This is a genomic window from Pseudovibrio sp. W74 (assembly GCF_001623085.1).
Classification (GTDB): Bacteria; Pseudomonadota; Alphaproteobacteria; order Rhizobiales; family Stappiaceae; genus Pseudovibrio.
In genome coordinates this window covers 696,388-710,372 of the sequence record NZ_LMCJ01000017.1, presented here as the reverse complement: position 1 = coordinate 710,372, position 13,985 = coordinate 696,388, and the positions used below count along the sequence as shown (strand labels likewise).

Annotated in this window: 13 protein-coding genes; 11 read left to right on the top strand and 2 right to left on the bottom strand. The window is 52.5% G+C overall.

Translation table 11 applies throughout. From position 1 onward, the window contains the following. The first annotated feature begins 472 nt into the window (after nt 1-472). The gene (locus tag PsW74_RS14600) at nt 473-1,264 is read left to right on the top strand and encodes a hypothetical protein (protein ID WP_063289302.1); all 792 of its coding nucleotides are present in this window, start codon (nt 473-475) and stop codon (nt 1,262-1,264) included. Nucleotides 1,265-1,369: 105 nt separating this feature from the next. Here PsW74_RS14600 and sctV read toward each other — a convergent pair whose 3' ends face one another. Then, nucleotides 1,370-3,508 carry a type III secretion system export apparatus subunit SctV gene (gene sctV / locus PsW74_RS14595; RefSeq protein ID WP_057464013.1) on the bottom strand — a complete coding sequence of 713 codons (2,139 nt, stop codon included), beginning with the start codon at nt 3,506-3,508 and terminating at the stop codon, nt 1,370-1,372. Nucleotides 3,509-3,657: 149 nt separating this feature from the next. After that, nucleotides 3,658-4,116 (bottom strand): type III secretion system chaperone, encoded by a 459-nt coding sequence (locus PsW74_RS14590; RefSeq protein ID WP_063289301.1) that lies wholly within the window; start codon nt 4,114-4,116, stop codon nt 3,658-3,660. A gap of 307 nt (nt 4,117-4,423) precedes the next feature. Here PsW74_RS14590 and PsW74_RS14585 point away from each other — a divergent pair, with 307 nt between their 5' ends. The 10 genes from PsW74_RS14585 to PsW74_RS14540 all read left to right on the top strand — a co-directional run bounded on the left by PsW74_RS14585 (nt 4,424) and on the right by PsW74_RS14540 (nt 13,961). Beyond that, nucleotides 4,424-5,656, top strand: a complete 1,233-nt coding sequence (locus PsW74_RS14585; RefSeq protein WP_063289391.1) for a branched-chain amino acid ABC transporter substrate-binding protein — start codon at nt 4,424-4,426, stop codon at nt 5,654-5,656. A gap of 70 nt (nt 5,657-5,726) precedes the next feature. Beyond that, nucleotides 5,727-6,659 carry a branched-chain amino acid ABC transporter permease gene (locus PsW74_RS14580; protein WP_063289300.1) on the top strand — a complete coding sequence of 311 codons (933 nt, stop codon included), beginning with the start codon at nt 5,727-5,729 and terminating at the stop codon, nt 6,657-6,659. After that, complete coding sequence (locus PsW74_RS14575) at nt 6,656-7,933, top strand: branched-chain amino acid ABC transporter permease (RefSeq protein ID WP_063289299.1); 1,278 nt, start codon at nt 6,656-6,658, stop codon at nt 7,931-7,933. The genes PsW74_RS14580 and PsW74_RS14575 overlap by 4 nt, the downstream gene beginning before the upstream one ends. Continuing rightward, nucleotides 7,930-8,700, top strand: coding sequence for an ABC transporter ATP-binding protein (locus PsW74_RS14570; RefSeq protein WP_063289298.1), 771 nt, complete (start codon nt 7,930-7,932; stop codon nt 8,698-8,700). Before PsW74_RS14575 ends, PsW74_RS14570 begins: the two co-directional genes overlap by 4 nt. A gap of 20 nt (nt 8,701-8,720) precedes the next feature. Next, nucleotides 8,721-9,416, top strand: coding sequence for an ABC transporter ATP-binding protein (locus PsW74_RS14565; protein WP_063289390.1), 696 nt, complete (start codon nt 8,721-8,723; stop codon nt 9,414-9,416). 107 nt (nt 9,417-9,523) lie between these two features. After that, the gene (locus tag PsW74_RS14560) at nt 9,524-10,333 is read left to right on the top strand and encodes an IclR family transcriptional regulator (protein WP_063289297.1); all 810 of its coding nucleotides are present in this window, start codon (nt 9,524-9,526) and stop codon (nt 10,331-10,333) included. A 189-nt stretch (nt 10,334-10,522) separates the two neighbouring features. Next, the gene (locus PsW74_RS14555; protein ID WP_063289296.1) at nt 10,523-11,719 is read left to right on the top strand and encodes an acyl-CoA dehydrogenase family protein; all 1,197 of its coding nucleotides are present in this window, start codon (nt 10,523-10,525) and stop codon (nt 11,717-11,719) included. Between the two features lie 9 nt (nt 11,720-11,728). Next, the gene (locus tag PsW74_RS14550; RefSeq protein WP_063289295.1) at nt 11,729-12,868 is read left to right on the top strand and encodes an acyl-CoA dehydrogenase family protein; all 1,140 of its coding nucleotides are present in this window, start codon (nt 11,729-11,731) and stop codon (nt 12,866-12,868) included. Further along, entirely contained in the window at nt 12,865-13,647 is a 783-nt protein-coding gene (locus PsW74_RS14545; RefSeq protein ID WP_063289294.1) for an enoyl-CoA hydratase family protein, read from the top strand. The genes PsW74_RS14550 and PsW74_RS14545 overlap by 4 nt, the downstream gene beginning before the upstream one ends. A 29-nt stretch (nt 13,648-13,676) precedes the next feature. Next, entirely contained in the window at nt 13,677-13,961 is a 285-nt protein-coding gene (locus PsW74_RS14540; RefSeq protein ID WP_153041732.1) for a TfoX/Sxy family protein, read from the top strand. Nucleotides 13,962-13,985: the final 24 nt, after the last annotated feature.

Genomic DNA, 13,985 nt, shown 5'->3' with positions numbered 1-13,985 from the left:
GAAAGTCTTTAGTGCAGGGACCAAGCGGAAGCTGGTCACCCGATGGGCGTCTACACTGGCAGCTGCAGCTGTCAGGGACAAGTCAAACTGTCCTTTACAGCAACTGCCCAAAGAGGTGAGTTTCGAAGCAAAGCCTTGTGTTTTGTGAGGCCTCACGTTGATGGGTAGGCACCTGCTCCCAATGCCTTTCGGTGGAGACCTTGTTTCATACAAAAACGCCCGGGCAAGGCGACAGCCAATGCCGAAGAAACTAATTTAATACCTAGCGCAGGCACTGCCTGCTCGCCTTGCCTCTCCCGTATCTCGGGACCCTAAATTCCACCACTGCATGGAAGGCCATGCGGTGCCATTGGTGTTTGTATGGCGGGTTGCTGAGACTTGGGTTGGATTAGTACAAAAATGGATGCTCCACCTTCATGTGAATTTAAAGTGTCCCCGCGAGAATTGCTGGGTAACTTTTCGGAGAACGAGAATGGGTGTTGAGCACGAAAAATGGGCGACTGATGTTTTGAAACACATTGGTGTTAACCCGGAAATCCCAGCTCAGGTAATTGATGAAGAGCCGGTTGGGACTGGTGATCAACCAGACGGCAATGAACAGCCAGAGCTGAAAGCCGGTTCTCAGGACCAGGTGGAAGCTGTCGGTCAGGACCACGTTAAGAGCGTGGAAAAGGCTGAGGAAAAAGAGCTCGATGACGTCCACGAGCAGGTTAAAGATGACGTTAAGGAGCCTGAAAAAACAGCTGCTCAAGAAAAAGTGGAAGCAGAAGTTCAGGAGCCGTCTAAGCCTGAAGACGTTCCTGCCGTTGATGGTGATGCCTCCAAGCCAGATCTGATCCTGCCGGAAGATGGAAGTTTGAAAGAGGCTGCGGATATCATGGCGATAGCTGAGCGAGAAGTTGGATGCGGGGAAGGGGAAATCAAATTCACCGGCTTCAGTTCGTGCATCGGTGTTACCGTGCGTGACGGCACCAAGGTAAAAGGCGTGCACCTTGCCCTGATTAAAGAAGATGGCAAACCATTCAACAAAGATGATGCAGCAAAAGTGCTTACGTCTTTAGGGACCTACTCAGAAGCAATGATTTTTGGCCAGATTGTATTTTGGAAAAATCCTGCAAACCAGGTTGCTGATGCCTTTAAGGTTCTGGAGGAGGGACTAAAAGCTGGAGCAACCAAAGAGGATGGTTATAAGGATTTTCAGTTTGATGACGGGGAGTACGGTGCTGAGATCACCGAGGATGATGATTTCTTCCCAACATTTTAAGAACAGGTGGAACCCGATGACCCGAAGTTGGGGCTTCTGATTATGGTTATTCGGGTTCCACCTTACTGCCCGGGCAAAGGGCAGGCTTTACGCGGTATTCGGGGATCAGGCTGGTAGGGTGCCAACCTTGCCGCGTAAACTGATTTTCTCTAATGGCTGGATGTTGGCGTTTGGCGCCAGTTCCTGGAAGGACAACACAGCCAGATCGGCATAGTCGCGCTCGATCACTTTTCTGAAGAAGCGGCGGATATCCATTGGGACCAGAATGACCGGAGCGATGCCGTTGTGTGCCAGATTATCGCCAATGGCGCTGCGCATGACGGTGATGAGCTGGCGGTGTGTATCCGGCGAAAGCGCCAGATAGGAGGCGCCGCTGGTCTGCCTGATGGCACCGCGCACTTCATCCTCGATATCCTTGTCGATGAGATATGCCGGAATGATGTGCTGACCTGCAGAGTATTTGTGCGTGATGTAGCGGCTCAATGCCATGCGGATATGCTCCGTCAACATGAGCGGATCTTTTTCCTTCTGGCCCCATTCCACGATGGCTTGCAAGATTGTGCGCATATCACGGATGGAGATGTCCTCACGCACCAGACGCTTGAGAACATCGGCCAGCGAGATGAGAGGGACAGCGCGGTTTACTTCGCGCACCAGCTCGTCAAAGTCGCCTTCCATGTGCTTGAGCAGGAACATGCATTCCTGAATGCCGAGGAACTCTGCGGCGTGTTGTTTAAGCACATGAGCCAAATGCAGACTGAGCATGCCGGTCAGTGTCAGGGTTTGAATGCCAGCGCGGGTTGCTTGTTCAAAGTGTCGGTTGTTCACCCAGAAGGACGGGGTATTTGGCAGGAAACTGTCGCCTTCCTCGTAAGGAATGTTGAACATAGCGAGGTTTGGCGGTGTTTCGCGGGCAATGAAATAACCGGAGCGCGCTGCGCCACGGGCAACAGGGACTTCGTTGACGAGGATACGGTACTCGCCTTCCGGCAGGCTTTCGTTGAGGCGCAGTTTGATGCCGGGGAAGGGGACGCCGAGATCGAAATAGAGCGCTTTGCGCACCTTTGCGACTTCTCTGTCGAGCTTCTTCGGGTTGAGTGTGGATCTGACTGAAGACGAGATATCGACAATGAGTGGAACGGTGATCGTAATGGCAAGATCCTGAGCGGCTTCCACTTCGGTCGCCATGTCCTCATCAGGCATCATCATAGCTTCGCCTTCAGGCGCTATGGCGGGCGCAAAGGCTGAGAGTTGCTGTGAATCCTTTCTAGCGGACTGAGATTTTGTCTTTCGCATGGAGAAGAAAGAAACAGAGCCGAAGATTGCAGCAAGGAGCAAGAAGATGAACGTTGGGAAGCCAGGAATAAGCGCGAAGCCGACCATGATTGTCGCTGCAATCATGAGGGCCCTTGGTTCACTGTTCAACTGTTTGGCAATATCAGATCCAAGGTCGCTGGAATCTTCGGTGCTTACACGGGTGACCATGAAACCAGCTGTGATGGAGATGAACAGAGCCGGGATCTGAGCAACCAGACCATCACCGATGGTCAAAATGGTGTAACGATCCAGAGCATCAACAGCGCTCATGCCATGTTGGGAGGTGCCGATAATGACGCCACCGATGATGTTAACCGCGGTGATGATCAGGCCTGCAATTGCATCACCCTTCACGAACTTCATGGCACCGTCCATGGAACCATAAAGCTGGCTTTCTTTTTCCAGCTTGGTGCGGCGGCGCTTGGCTTCATCCAGTTCGATCTGGCCAGCACGCATGTCGGAGTCGATCGACATCTGCTTGCCGGGCATCGCATCAAGGGAGAAGCGAGCAGAGACTTCTGCCACGCGTTCAGAGCCCTTGGTGATCACCAGAAAGTTTACGATGGTCAGGATCAGGAAGATAACGATACCGACGACCAGATTGCCCTGAACCACAAAGTTGCCGAAGGTGTCGATGATTTCACCGGCATCGGCTTTGAGCAGGATCAGACGGGTCGTCGTGATGGACAATGACAAGCGAAAGAGGGTCGTCAGAAGCAAGATAGAGGGAAAGGCCGAGAGGGCTACAACATCTTTCAGGTAGAGCGCAGCCATCAGCAGGATCGCCGCAAGGCTCAGGTTGATTGCAATGAGCGTATCCACGAGAACCGTCGGTAACGGAAGGATCATCATGAATACGATTGCGATCAAAAGAAATGCCAGGAGAACATCATTTCTCCCTGACAACATTTGAAAGATTTTTTGCACGTCCTGCTCCTGATTTCAGCCTGCTCTTGCTTTCAGGCCAATTCACCTTTCGCTTCTAACAATTGGAAAAAGCCACAGGTGTGCCGCAGCAAACACTTGAGTAAAAATTTAAAAGAAGATTTGGAGTTATCCTTGCTCGTAAACGCTTATCAGGCGGGTAAAATGATTTCGCCGGTGTTTTCGGTCAAGGAGATCTGCGGTCCGGGTGTGGTCTCAATCATGAGATTGAGTTTGCCAGCTTCACTCAAGAAGTCTTTGAGCGTGGTGTAGAGTTTGTTTCTATCCAGATTGTTGGTGTACTCGGTTTTGATCAATGCGAGATCACCGTCCTTCTCAACAAGGCCAACACGGTAATTGTTTTCCGTCTGTTGTTCCCCTGAGTAGCGTAGGGCGTTAAGATAAGTATCCCTTCGGGCTTCTGGCGCAGGGCTCCCTAAAATGGTGGAGATATGAAGGATATTGTTGTCTTCATCACTTTCCAGGATGATCAGGAAATCTTCCAGTAGAACAGTCCAGGTTTTGGCTTCTGCGTACTCTGATATCTCCAAGGCTTCCAGAAGCGGTCCGACTTCAACCATCAAGTCGTGAATGATTTTGAAGTTGCCCATTCAGCTGTCCCTAACTCTACTGATTTATCTGGGATATTCTGTAGGGCCGGTCTCGAGGGTGTGTTGTGCTGTTTGATACAAACTACAATCATCTGAAGAAGAAATTTTCAGGCTGCATGCAATGTTTGTTGATGGCAGCTGATGATGAAGTTTTCGAACAGATGACTCGGCTCTGCTTTGAACTGTGAAATTGCTTAAGTCACTATGCGGAATTGGGTTTTACTTATTGCTTGACAATATAGTCTGATGAATATCTCATTACCTTAATAAAATTATAATGAAAAATCTTTTTGGGGGAGGGGTTGTTTTGTCTAAAGGTAATTTATTGAAATCTAGTCTGGTTGCACTTCTGCTTTCTGGCGGTGTTCTCTCTGCGGAAGCTGAGGTTATCAAGATCGGATACATTGATCCGCTATCAGGTCCGTTTGGGAGTACGGGTGATGCTGGGGTGAAGCACTTCCGCTATGCGGCTGAAGAAATTAATGCCGCTGGTGGTATGGGCGGTATGCAGGTGGAAGTGGTTGCTTTTGATAATAAAATCAATCCGAAAGAGAGCCTTGTTCAACTGCAGAAGGCGATTGATCAGGGTGTTCGCTTTATTGCGCAGGGGAACGGGTCGAGCGTTGCGAATGCTTTGACCGATGCGATAGCTAAGCACAACAAGCGTAATCCGGGAGAAGAGGTTCTTTTCCTCAACTATGCGGCGGTTGATCCGGCGCTGACCAACAAGAAATGCAATTACTGGCATTTCCGGTTTGATGCGCATGTGGACATGAAAATGGCAGGTCTGACTGATTGGCTGCGGGATCAGAAAGACATCAAGTCTGCTTATATTCTGGCGCAGGATTATTCTTACGGGCGAGCGTTTACAGCAGCTGCAAAGTCTATGATTGAGGAGAAACGTCCGGACATCAAGATTGTTGGTGCAGAGCTTCATCCTATTGGCAAGGTTAAGGATTTCACACCCTACGTGCAGAAAATGATGAGCGCGAAAGCGGATGTTGTGTTTACGGGAAACTGGGGAACAGACATGACGTTGCTGGTGAAAGCGGCTAATGCGTCCGGTCATACAGTGCCGTATCTGACGTTCTATGGCGGCGGTCTGGGGGCTCCGACTGCGATGGGGCAGAGTGCTGTTGGGTTGGTGAAACAGATCACTGAGTTCCACGAGAACATCGAGGCCTCTGAAAAACAGATGGCTCGGGTGGATGATTTTGAGAAAACCAATAAACTTGATTACTATTACGAGCGGGTTTTCACCTTGATGAACATGCTTGATAAGGCCGTTGATGCAGTTGGGTCAGTGGATGTGCCCAAGGTTGCAGCTGAGCTGGAAGGGATGACTTATGAGACGCCGTATGGTGAGGTGACCATGCGGGCGGATGACCACCAGCTGATGCAACCGCTTTATATCTCAACGTTTTCTGAGGGTGTGGCTCGTGATGTTGAGAATACCGGTTATGGGTTCAAGACAGATATCACCATTCCGGCAGCAGCGACTGAAACTCCGACGAGGTGCAGGATGCGTCGTCCTTCCTAACGATCTTACTTGAACAATGGCATGCTCGGGCAATTGGGCTTGAGCGTGCTCTTTTCTCTTGAGGGATGTTATGGAGACGGTTGTATTTGCTCTGCTCAACGGGCTGATCTATGGCTTGTTGCTGTTCATGCTGTCCAGCGGATTGACGTTGATTTTCAGTATGATGGGCGTTCTCAATATGGCTCATGCCAGCTTTTACATGCTGGGTGCCTATTTTGCTTTTACTCTTGGCCAGCACACCGGCTTCTGGTTTGCGTTATTTCTGGCGCCGATTTGCGTTGGAGCAGCTGGAGCCTGCGTTGAAAAGTGGGGCCTGCGCAAAGTGCATGCCAGGGGGCATGTGGCTGAGCTGCTTTTCACGTTCGGGCTGGCTTATGTGATTGAAGAGCTGGTGAAGATCATCTGGGGCAAGTTTGCTGTTGCCTATGAGATTCCGCCGGAGCTCAATTATTCGCTCTTTGAACTGTTCGGTTCTCAGTATCCGGCCTATCGCATTTTCATGTTGGCTGTGTCCATCGCGATGCTGGCGGGACTTTGGTACCTGTTGAAGCGGACACGGATCGGGCTGATCATTCAGGCGTCGCTGACACATCCGCATATGGTATCTCATCTGGGACATAACGTGCCGCGGATCTTTATGCTGGTGTTTGCGGCGGGCTGTGCGCTGGCGGGTTTGGCCGGGGTGATTGGTGGCAACTATCTGGTGACCGAGCCATCCATGGCGTTTTCATTCGGACCGATTGTTTTTGTGGTTGTTGTGGTTGGCGGTATGGGCAGTCTGGAAGGAGCGTTTATTGCCAGTTTGCTGATTGGCTTTCTTCAGACCTTTGCCATCTCAATCGATAGCAGTTTTGCGGAGATCTTTTCGTTTGCCGGATTGAGCGCTGATGGCGACATCGGACGTATTACCATTGCGTCTTTGGCTCCCATGCTGCCATTCCTTCTTCTGGTGCTGATGTTGATGCTGCGTCCGCGTGGTTTGATGGGGGAGCGTGAGTTTTGACCGACTACAGCCTTGACCGGGTGCCTGATCTGGCACCGAGTGCACGCTACAAGTTTGCAACACGGGTTCTGCCGCTTTTGCTGCTTGCCTTAATCCTCTTGAGTATTCCACTGTTTGAGCCATCCAGAACATGGCTGTCGCTGTTCAATGCTATCGGCATCAATATGGTTTTTGCTCTGTCCTACAACATGTTGCTAGGGCAGGCGGGCATGCTTTCCTTTGGTCATGCTGTTTATTTTGGCCTTGGCGGGTATGCAGCCATGCATGGGATGAATGCGATTGAGAATGCCAGTTATGATGGGGGGCTCTGGGCAGCCTTTCCCATGTTTGCATTGCCTTTGGTGGGCTTTGCTGGAGGAGCGCTGGCGGGAGCTGTGATTGGCTGGCCGTCCTGCCGGAGGGCGGGTGTGCCGTTTGCCATGATTTCGCTTGGCATTGCCGAACTTGTTGCTGCTGCCGGTTTCATGTTCATCAGTGTCTTCGGTGGCGAGGAAGGCATCACTGGCGATCGTATGAATGGTGTTGAGCTGTTCGGGTTGTCTCTTGGGCCTTTGGGCGAAGTGTACTGGTTTATCGCGTTCTGGACCTTTCTTGGGGTTGCGCTGATGTATGCGTTCACCCGCACGCCACTTGGTAAGTTGGCGCAGGCGGTGCGGGATAATCCAGAGCGGGTGCAGTTTGTGGGTTATAACCCCAACCGTGTACGTTATTTGGTGTTCATCGCCGCTGGCGGTTTTGCTGGGCTGGCGGGCGGCATGTCTGCGGTGAACTATGAGATATTTACGCCGGAAAGCCTGAGCGCGGTGCCGTCAGGTCTGGTGCTGCTGATGGCGTTCATTGGCGGGGCGCGGTACTTTGCAGGGCCTATTCTTGGAGCTGTGGTGCTGACTTATATGCAGTCCAACCTCTCAGATTATTCAGAGGCGTGGCTGCTTTATCTGGGACTGCTGTTTATCGGGATGATCCTGTTTGCACCGGGTGGTCTTGCAGGGCTGTTGCTGAGCGGGACTGCAGCCTTAAAACATTCTTTGAGTGGTCAGGGGGTGTTGCGGGCTGGGGTGTTTGCGACTTCGGCCCTGATGGCTGCAGCTGGTGTTATTGTGCTGGTTGAGTTGGCAGTGCGACATTCCAATGGATTTGGGGAGGCTTTTGAACCGTTTGGCTTCCATCTGGCGCCTGACCAGATGATGCCGTGGGTAGTTGGTTTGATACTTGCTGGTGTTGGCATGGGCTCGCTCAAAGTGCTTTCCAGACAGGGAGGTGTCGGCTCATGAGCGCTCCAGCCTTACAGCTGACGGACCTTCGCAAAAATTTTGGTCCGGCGAAGATCATCGAAGGGGTTTCGCTGGAGATTGCCCGGGGTGAGCGGCACGCGATCATCGGCCCTAATGGGGCTGGCAAGTCCACCTTGTTCAACCTTATCTCTGGTCTGTTTCCACCAAGTTCGGGGCAGATCAGTCTGGGTGGACAGCAGATCGCTGGTCTTAAGCCTCATCAGATCAACCGGCTAGGGTTGTCTCGGAGTTTTCAGGTCTCCAACATTTTTACCAATATGTCGGTTCGTGAGAATGTGCGCTGCGGGGTGTTGTGGTCGCTTGGATATGGGCACAGCTTTTGGCGGAACATTGGTAACCTGAAGGAGGTTCAGCGGAAGACTGCTGAAGTGCTGGAGAAGGTGGGGCTGACGGACAAGGCGGATGTGCCTGCTGTGCTGCTGACCTATGCGGACCAACGGACACTGGAGATTGCCATTACCATTGCAGGCGGGGCAGATGTAATCTTGCTGGATGAGCCGACGGCAGGCATGAGCCATTCTGAAACCGACAGGGCGATCAAGCTCATTGAGATGGCGACGGAAGGTAAGACGCTCCTGATCGTGGAGCATGACATGGGCGTCGTGTTCGGGCTTTCTGACCGAATTTCAGTGCTTGTTTATGGTGAGATCATCGCAACCGGAACACCAGAGGAAATCCGCGGTAATGCGCGGGTGCGAGAGGCGTATCTGGGTGATGAGGCAGATTTTGCGGAGATGAGCGCATGAGCGGGGCTGCTGCAAGTGAAATGCTGAAAGTTCGCGATCTGCACGCTTTTTATGGCAAGAGCCATGTGCTGCGCGGCGTTAATATGGATGTGCCGAAAGGCAGTGTGACGGCGTTGCTGGGGCGCAATGGTGTCGGGCGATCCACCACAGCCAAGGCGATTATGGGCGAGGTGGCACCTAAAGGAGATATCTGGTTCAAGGGCGAGACTATCTCCGGCCTGCCGAGCCATAGCATTGCGTGTAAGGGGCTTGGGTATGTGCCGGAGAACCGGGATGTCTTCCCTTTGATGAGTGTGCGGGACAATCTTCTTCTTGGTATTAAGGACATGCGCAAGCCGGGCAGGTGGAGCATTGAGCAGATGCTCGATATGTTCCCAAACCTCAAATCACGCGCTGATACGGCAGCTGGCGTACTTTCTGGCGGCGAAAAGCAGATGCTCACGATCTGCCGGACTCTGATGGGAGATCCTGATCTGATCATCATTGATGAACCGACCGAAGGGCTTGCGCCCAAAATTGTGACGCAGGTTGGGGAATTGATTGCGGAGATTGCGCGAGCCGGTGTTTCCATCTTGCTGGTGGAGCAGAAACTTTCCATCGCGCTGAAGATTGCCCAAGAGGTTTATGTGATGGGACATGGGGAGATTGTTTATCACGGGACACCAGAGGAGTTTCGAGCGCGGGATGATATCCGGCGGGAATGGCTGGAAGTGTGAGCGGTGTTTTTCTTGGAGAAGTGCTGCAGGATGCCTTGCTGGTGTTCTTTGAGTTGGATGATGTGTGTTAGGCAAGGGATGTACATGATTGGGGTGGGGTTTTAGCGTTGAGCGGACATGAAGAAAAAGACCGGCGGTTTGCGACAACTCTGGCGCGAGGGCTGCAGGTTTTACGGGCGTTCCGGGCTTCTGATGACGGGCTTGGCAATCAGGAAATCTCTCAGCGCACTGGCATACCCAAATCCACAGTTTCCCGTTTGACTTTCACCCTTCAGCAGCTTGGTTATCTCAGCCATGCGCGTCGTCATGATCGGTATCGGTTTGGTCCTGCTGCACTGGCGCTGGGCAATATTGCCAGTGCCTCTGTTTCCTTCATTGAAGCGGCAAACCCGATGATGCAACAGCTTGCTGATGAGACGGGTACGCTTGCTTTGCTGGCAGTGCTTGATGAAAACAAGATGCTGTTGACCAAGACGTGGCGCCCGCAAGGCGCACCTGCCATCTGGCTGGAAGTGGGGCACCGCATTCCGGTCACTGGATCATCCTCCGGGCATGCTTATCTGGCCAGCGTAACGGACCATGAGTTTGCGCAGGTTTGCGAGCGTGTACAGGGACGGGATGAGAGCATTTCCGTTGAGGCACTGGAGACTGCACGGGCTGCAGGGTACTCTCAGCTGTTGGCCCAAGGCTTTGTGATTGTTGATGAAGATAAGCGTTATGCTGAGAACATCAATGCGGTCTCAACCGGTTTCCGGTCTCATGATTTTGGCGAGCCGGTTGCGATCAGCTGCGGGGCAACACCGGACATGCTGAGCTATAATCGCATGCAAAATGAAGTTGGGCCGAAACTGCGGGACCGCGTGAAAGAGTTGGAACGGGCGTTGGGCTTGCCCTCGGTTCTGGTCAATCGGGGCTAAGCTTGTAGCGAGCGGAAAGCTCTTATTGTCGTGATCGCTGCTTGCTTTAAATTCTGCATATTGGAATTATGAATTACATATTGAAATAATCTGGATGCGCGATACTCTGATCTCATGATGGGGATGAGTTGAGCGATGCGTTCTGGATCCTCCCGACAGTTATGTCCAATGAAGCAGGGAGGGCGGCATATGGACTTGGATTATTCAGCTGAAGAGTTGGCATTTTGTGATGAGGTGCGGTCGTTTTTAAACAAGAACCTTTCGCAGACGCTCTCGGAAAAGGTCCGATTGGGAAAGCGTCTTTCCAAGGCGGACCATGAAGAGTGGCATGCCACGCTGAACAAGCAGGGATGGCTGGCGAACAACTGGCCGGTGGAGCATGGTGGGACTGGTTGGAATGCAGTCTACCGGCACATCTTTGAAGAAGAGCTGTGCCTTGCCCATGCGCCGCGGACGATCCCTTTCGGGCTTTCCATGCTGGCGCCAGTGCTTTTGAAGTTTGGCAGTCAGGCGCAGAAAGATCACTTTTTACCGCGGATTTTGGATGGTACGGACTGGTGGTGTCAGGGCTATTCTGAGCCGCAGGCGGGTTCTGATCTTGCCTCCCTGAAGACCCGTGCTGTGCGGGATGGGGACCACTATGTTGTCAACGGTCAGAAAACCTGGACTACACTGGGTCAACATGCGGACTGGATCTTCTGTCTTGTGCGTACGGACACGGACGTGAAGCCTCAGGAAGGTATTTCGTTTCTCTTGATTGATATGAAGACACCGGGTGTCACTGTTCGGCCCATTACGCTGATTGACGGTGGACAGGAAGTTAATGAGGTGTTTTTTGAGGATGTGCGGGTGCCAGTTGCCAACCTTGTTGGAGAGGAGAACAAGGGCTGGACCTACGCCAAGTATCTGCTGACCCATGAGCGTACCAATATTGCAGGCGTTGGCTTTTCGACGGCGGCTCTTGTTCATTTGAAGGAGATTTGTGCCAAGCAGATGTCTGGTGGCAAGCCACTGCTGGAGAACCCGTATTTTGCCGGAAGGGTTGCGCAGATTGAGATTGATCTGATGGCGATGGCGACAACGAACCTGCGCATGATCGCCAAAGCGGCGGCAGGGCAGGCGCCGGGAGCGGAGAGTTCCATGCTAAAGATCAAGGGAACGGAGATCCGGCAGGCGATCAATGATCTGACACGGCGAGCGATTGGGCGTTACGCTATGCCGTTTGTGTCTGAGGCGATGGATAGTGGTGCGAACGTGCAAGGTGTTGGGCCGGAATATGCCGCTGCAGCGAGCCCGAGTTACTTTAATAACCGTAAGCTTTCCATCTTCGGTGGGTCTAACGAGATCCAGCGCAACATCATCAGCAAAGCTATTCTCGGCCTTTAGGAGCGTTCCATGGATTTCAATCATAGTGACGAACGGCGGATGCTTCAGGATACTCTGCATCGCTACCTTTCAGATAACTACGATGCCTCGCAACGAGCTAACTCTGTTGGGCATGCGCAGGGTTTTTCGGAGAAAATCTGGAGTGACTTTGCTGAACTAGGTGTGATTGGGGCGCTGTTTGCAGAAGAGCATGGGGGCTTTGGAGGCAGCGGCTTTGATATTGCGGTCGTGTTTGAGGAGTTGGGCCGGTTTGCCTGCGTGGAGCCTTTGATGGCCTCTGGCGTTATGTCTGGACGGTTGTTGAGCGAGCTTGGGACTGAGGAGCAGAAGGCGCTGATCGGGGATGTGATTGATGGCGAGCTTAAGATCGTTCCCGCATTGGAAGAGCCTCAGTCGCGTTATGATCTGGATGTTGTAGAGACAACTGCAGAGCGGGTAGAGGATGGCTATCGGCTCAACGGTACAAAGTCAGTGGTCATTGGCGGACCAAGTGCGGACAAGCTGATTGTGAGCGCTCGTGGTGCCGACGGGCTGCAACTGTTCATGATAGATGCCGATGCCTCAGGCGTGGAGCGGTACTCCTATCCCAATCTGGACGGTTACCACGCCAGCGACATTGCTCTGGTGAATGTAGTTGTGCCTGCTTCAGCGTGTTTGGGGGCTTCGGAGGCTGTCCTTTCTGCTCTGGAGGCAGCACGCGCTGCTGGCGTGATCGCGCTGTGTGCCGAGGCCGTTGGGGCGATGGAAGCGGCGAAGGATCTGACGGTTGAGTATTTGCGCGTGCGGACGCAGTTTGGTCGTGCGCTGGGCAAGTTCCAGGCACTTCAGCACCGGATGTCAACGGTCTTGATTGAGATCGAACAGGCCCGCTCTGCACTGATCAATGTGGCAGGGCACCTTTCTGCTGAACCTTTCCAGCGAGATAAGCATGTGAGTGCAGCTAAGAATTTGATTGGCCGTGTCGCGCAACTGGTTTGCGAAGAAACCATTCAGTTGCATGGCGGTATTGGCATGACCGAGGAGTATGCTCTGGGACATTATGCCAAGCGTTTGATGATGATCGATCACCAACTTGGCGATGTCGACTACCATCTGGAGCGCTTTGTTGGAGCTATGCAGAGGGAAGCTGCGCGAGAGGCAATGTCATGAAGCGTGCTTCTCTTGTCAGCGTTGAGCGCAAGGCTGATCGTCTGATTGTCATGAACTGTAACTCTTCTCGTCGCAACGCGCTTTCGCCGGAATACTACGACGGGCTTTCGCAGGCGTTGGATCTCGCCAATCAGGACACAGAGATCCGTAGCGTTATCCTGATGGGAGAAGGCGGTTATTTCTGTGCGGGCGGCGATCTGAACACGTTGGCTAAGCGCCGCGAGATGACGGTTTCTGAACGAAAAAATAATATTGAAAAACTCCATAATCTAATTCGAAAAGTAAGGGACTGCGCAAAACCGGTGATTGCGGCGATTGATGGAGGGGCTGCCGGGGCCGGTGTGTCTTTGGCTCTGGCTTGTGACTTCCTGGTAGCAGAGCGGCAGTCTCAGTTTACGCTGGCTTATGTGAAGGTTGGACTGGTGCCGGATGGAGGGGCTACCGCTTCATTGTCCCGGCTTATTCCCTGTCAGCTGGTCTTGGAGATGTGTTTGCTGGGACAACCTGTTTCAGCTGAACGGCTTTATCAGTTAGGGGTGGTCAATGTGCTTAGTGATAAGCCTGCTTTGGCAGAAGCGCACCTGATAGCGGATCGTATAGCGCAAGGTCCAACAAGCGCACAGGGGGCGATCAAGCGATTGGTATCAGCTGCTGATCACAACAGCTATGACGATCAAATGGATCTGGAGCGGGATACGATGGCAGAGGCTCTGGGACATGATGAAGCGCAGGAAGGGATCAGTGCGTTTCTGGAACGACGATCTCCAAATTATGCTTAGGTGCAGCGCCTTAATCAGGTGAAGCCCGAGTGAAACGTCTGGAATGGTGCATTTTGAGCAAGTCGATCAGTCAATTGAGAAACCTGGGTCCGAAGACCGAATATATGCTGTCTGAGGTTGATGTTTGCAGTGAAGATGATCTGCGTGAGCTTGGAGCTGTGCAAGCTTATCAACGGCTGAAATTTCGGTTTGGTCGGGGTGTCTCCATCCTCGCGCTTTATGCCATGGAGGCATGCCTGAGAGATTGTGACTGGCGGGATCTTTCAGCTGAAGACAAGAAAGAACTGAAGGCAAAGGCAGAGCTGGCAAGCTGAGCGGTTAGAGAAAGATGCCTTGAA

Excerpts from the sequence above, each read along its gene's own strand:
- PsW74_RS14600 (WP_063289302.1), top strand. The coding sequence starts at position 473 with ATGGGTGTTGAGCACGAAAAATGGGCGACTGATGTTTTGAAACACATT.
- PsW74_RS14590 (WP_063289301.1), bottom strand. The coding sequence starts at position 4,116 with ATGGGCAACTTCAAAATCATTCACGACTTGATGGTTGAAGTCGGACCG.
- PsW74_RS14580 (WP_063289300.1), top strand. The coding sequence starts at position 5,727 with ATGGAGACGGTTGTATTTGCTCTGCTCAACGGGCTGATCTATGGCTTG.
- PsW74_RS14570 (WP_063289298.1), top strand. The coding sequence starts at position 7,930 with ATGAGCGCTCCAGCCTTACAGCTGACGGACCTTCGCAAAAATTTTGGT.
- PsW74_RS14565 (WP_063289390.1), top strand. The coding sequence starts at position 8,721 with ATGCTGAAAGTTCGCGATCTGCACGCTTTTTATGGCAAGAGCCATGTG.
- PsW74_RS14555 (WP_063289296.1), top strand. The coding sequence starts at position 10,523 with ATGGACTTGGATTATTCAGCTGAAGAGTTGGCATTTTGTGATGAGGTG.
- PsW74_RS14550 (WP_063289295.1), top strand. The coding sequence starts at position 11,729 with ATGGATTTCAATCATAGTGACGAACGGCGGATGCTTCAGGATACTCTG.
- PsW74_RS14545 (WP_063289294.1), top strand. The coding sequence starts at position 12,865 with ATGAAGCGTGCTTCTCTTGTCAGCGTTGAGCGCAAGGCTGATCGTCTG.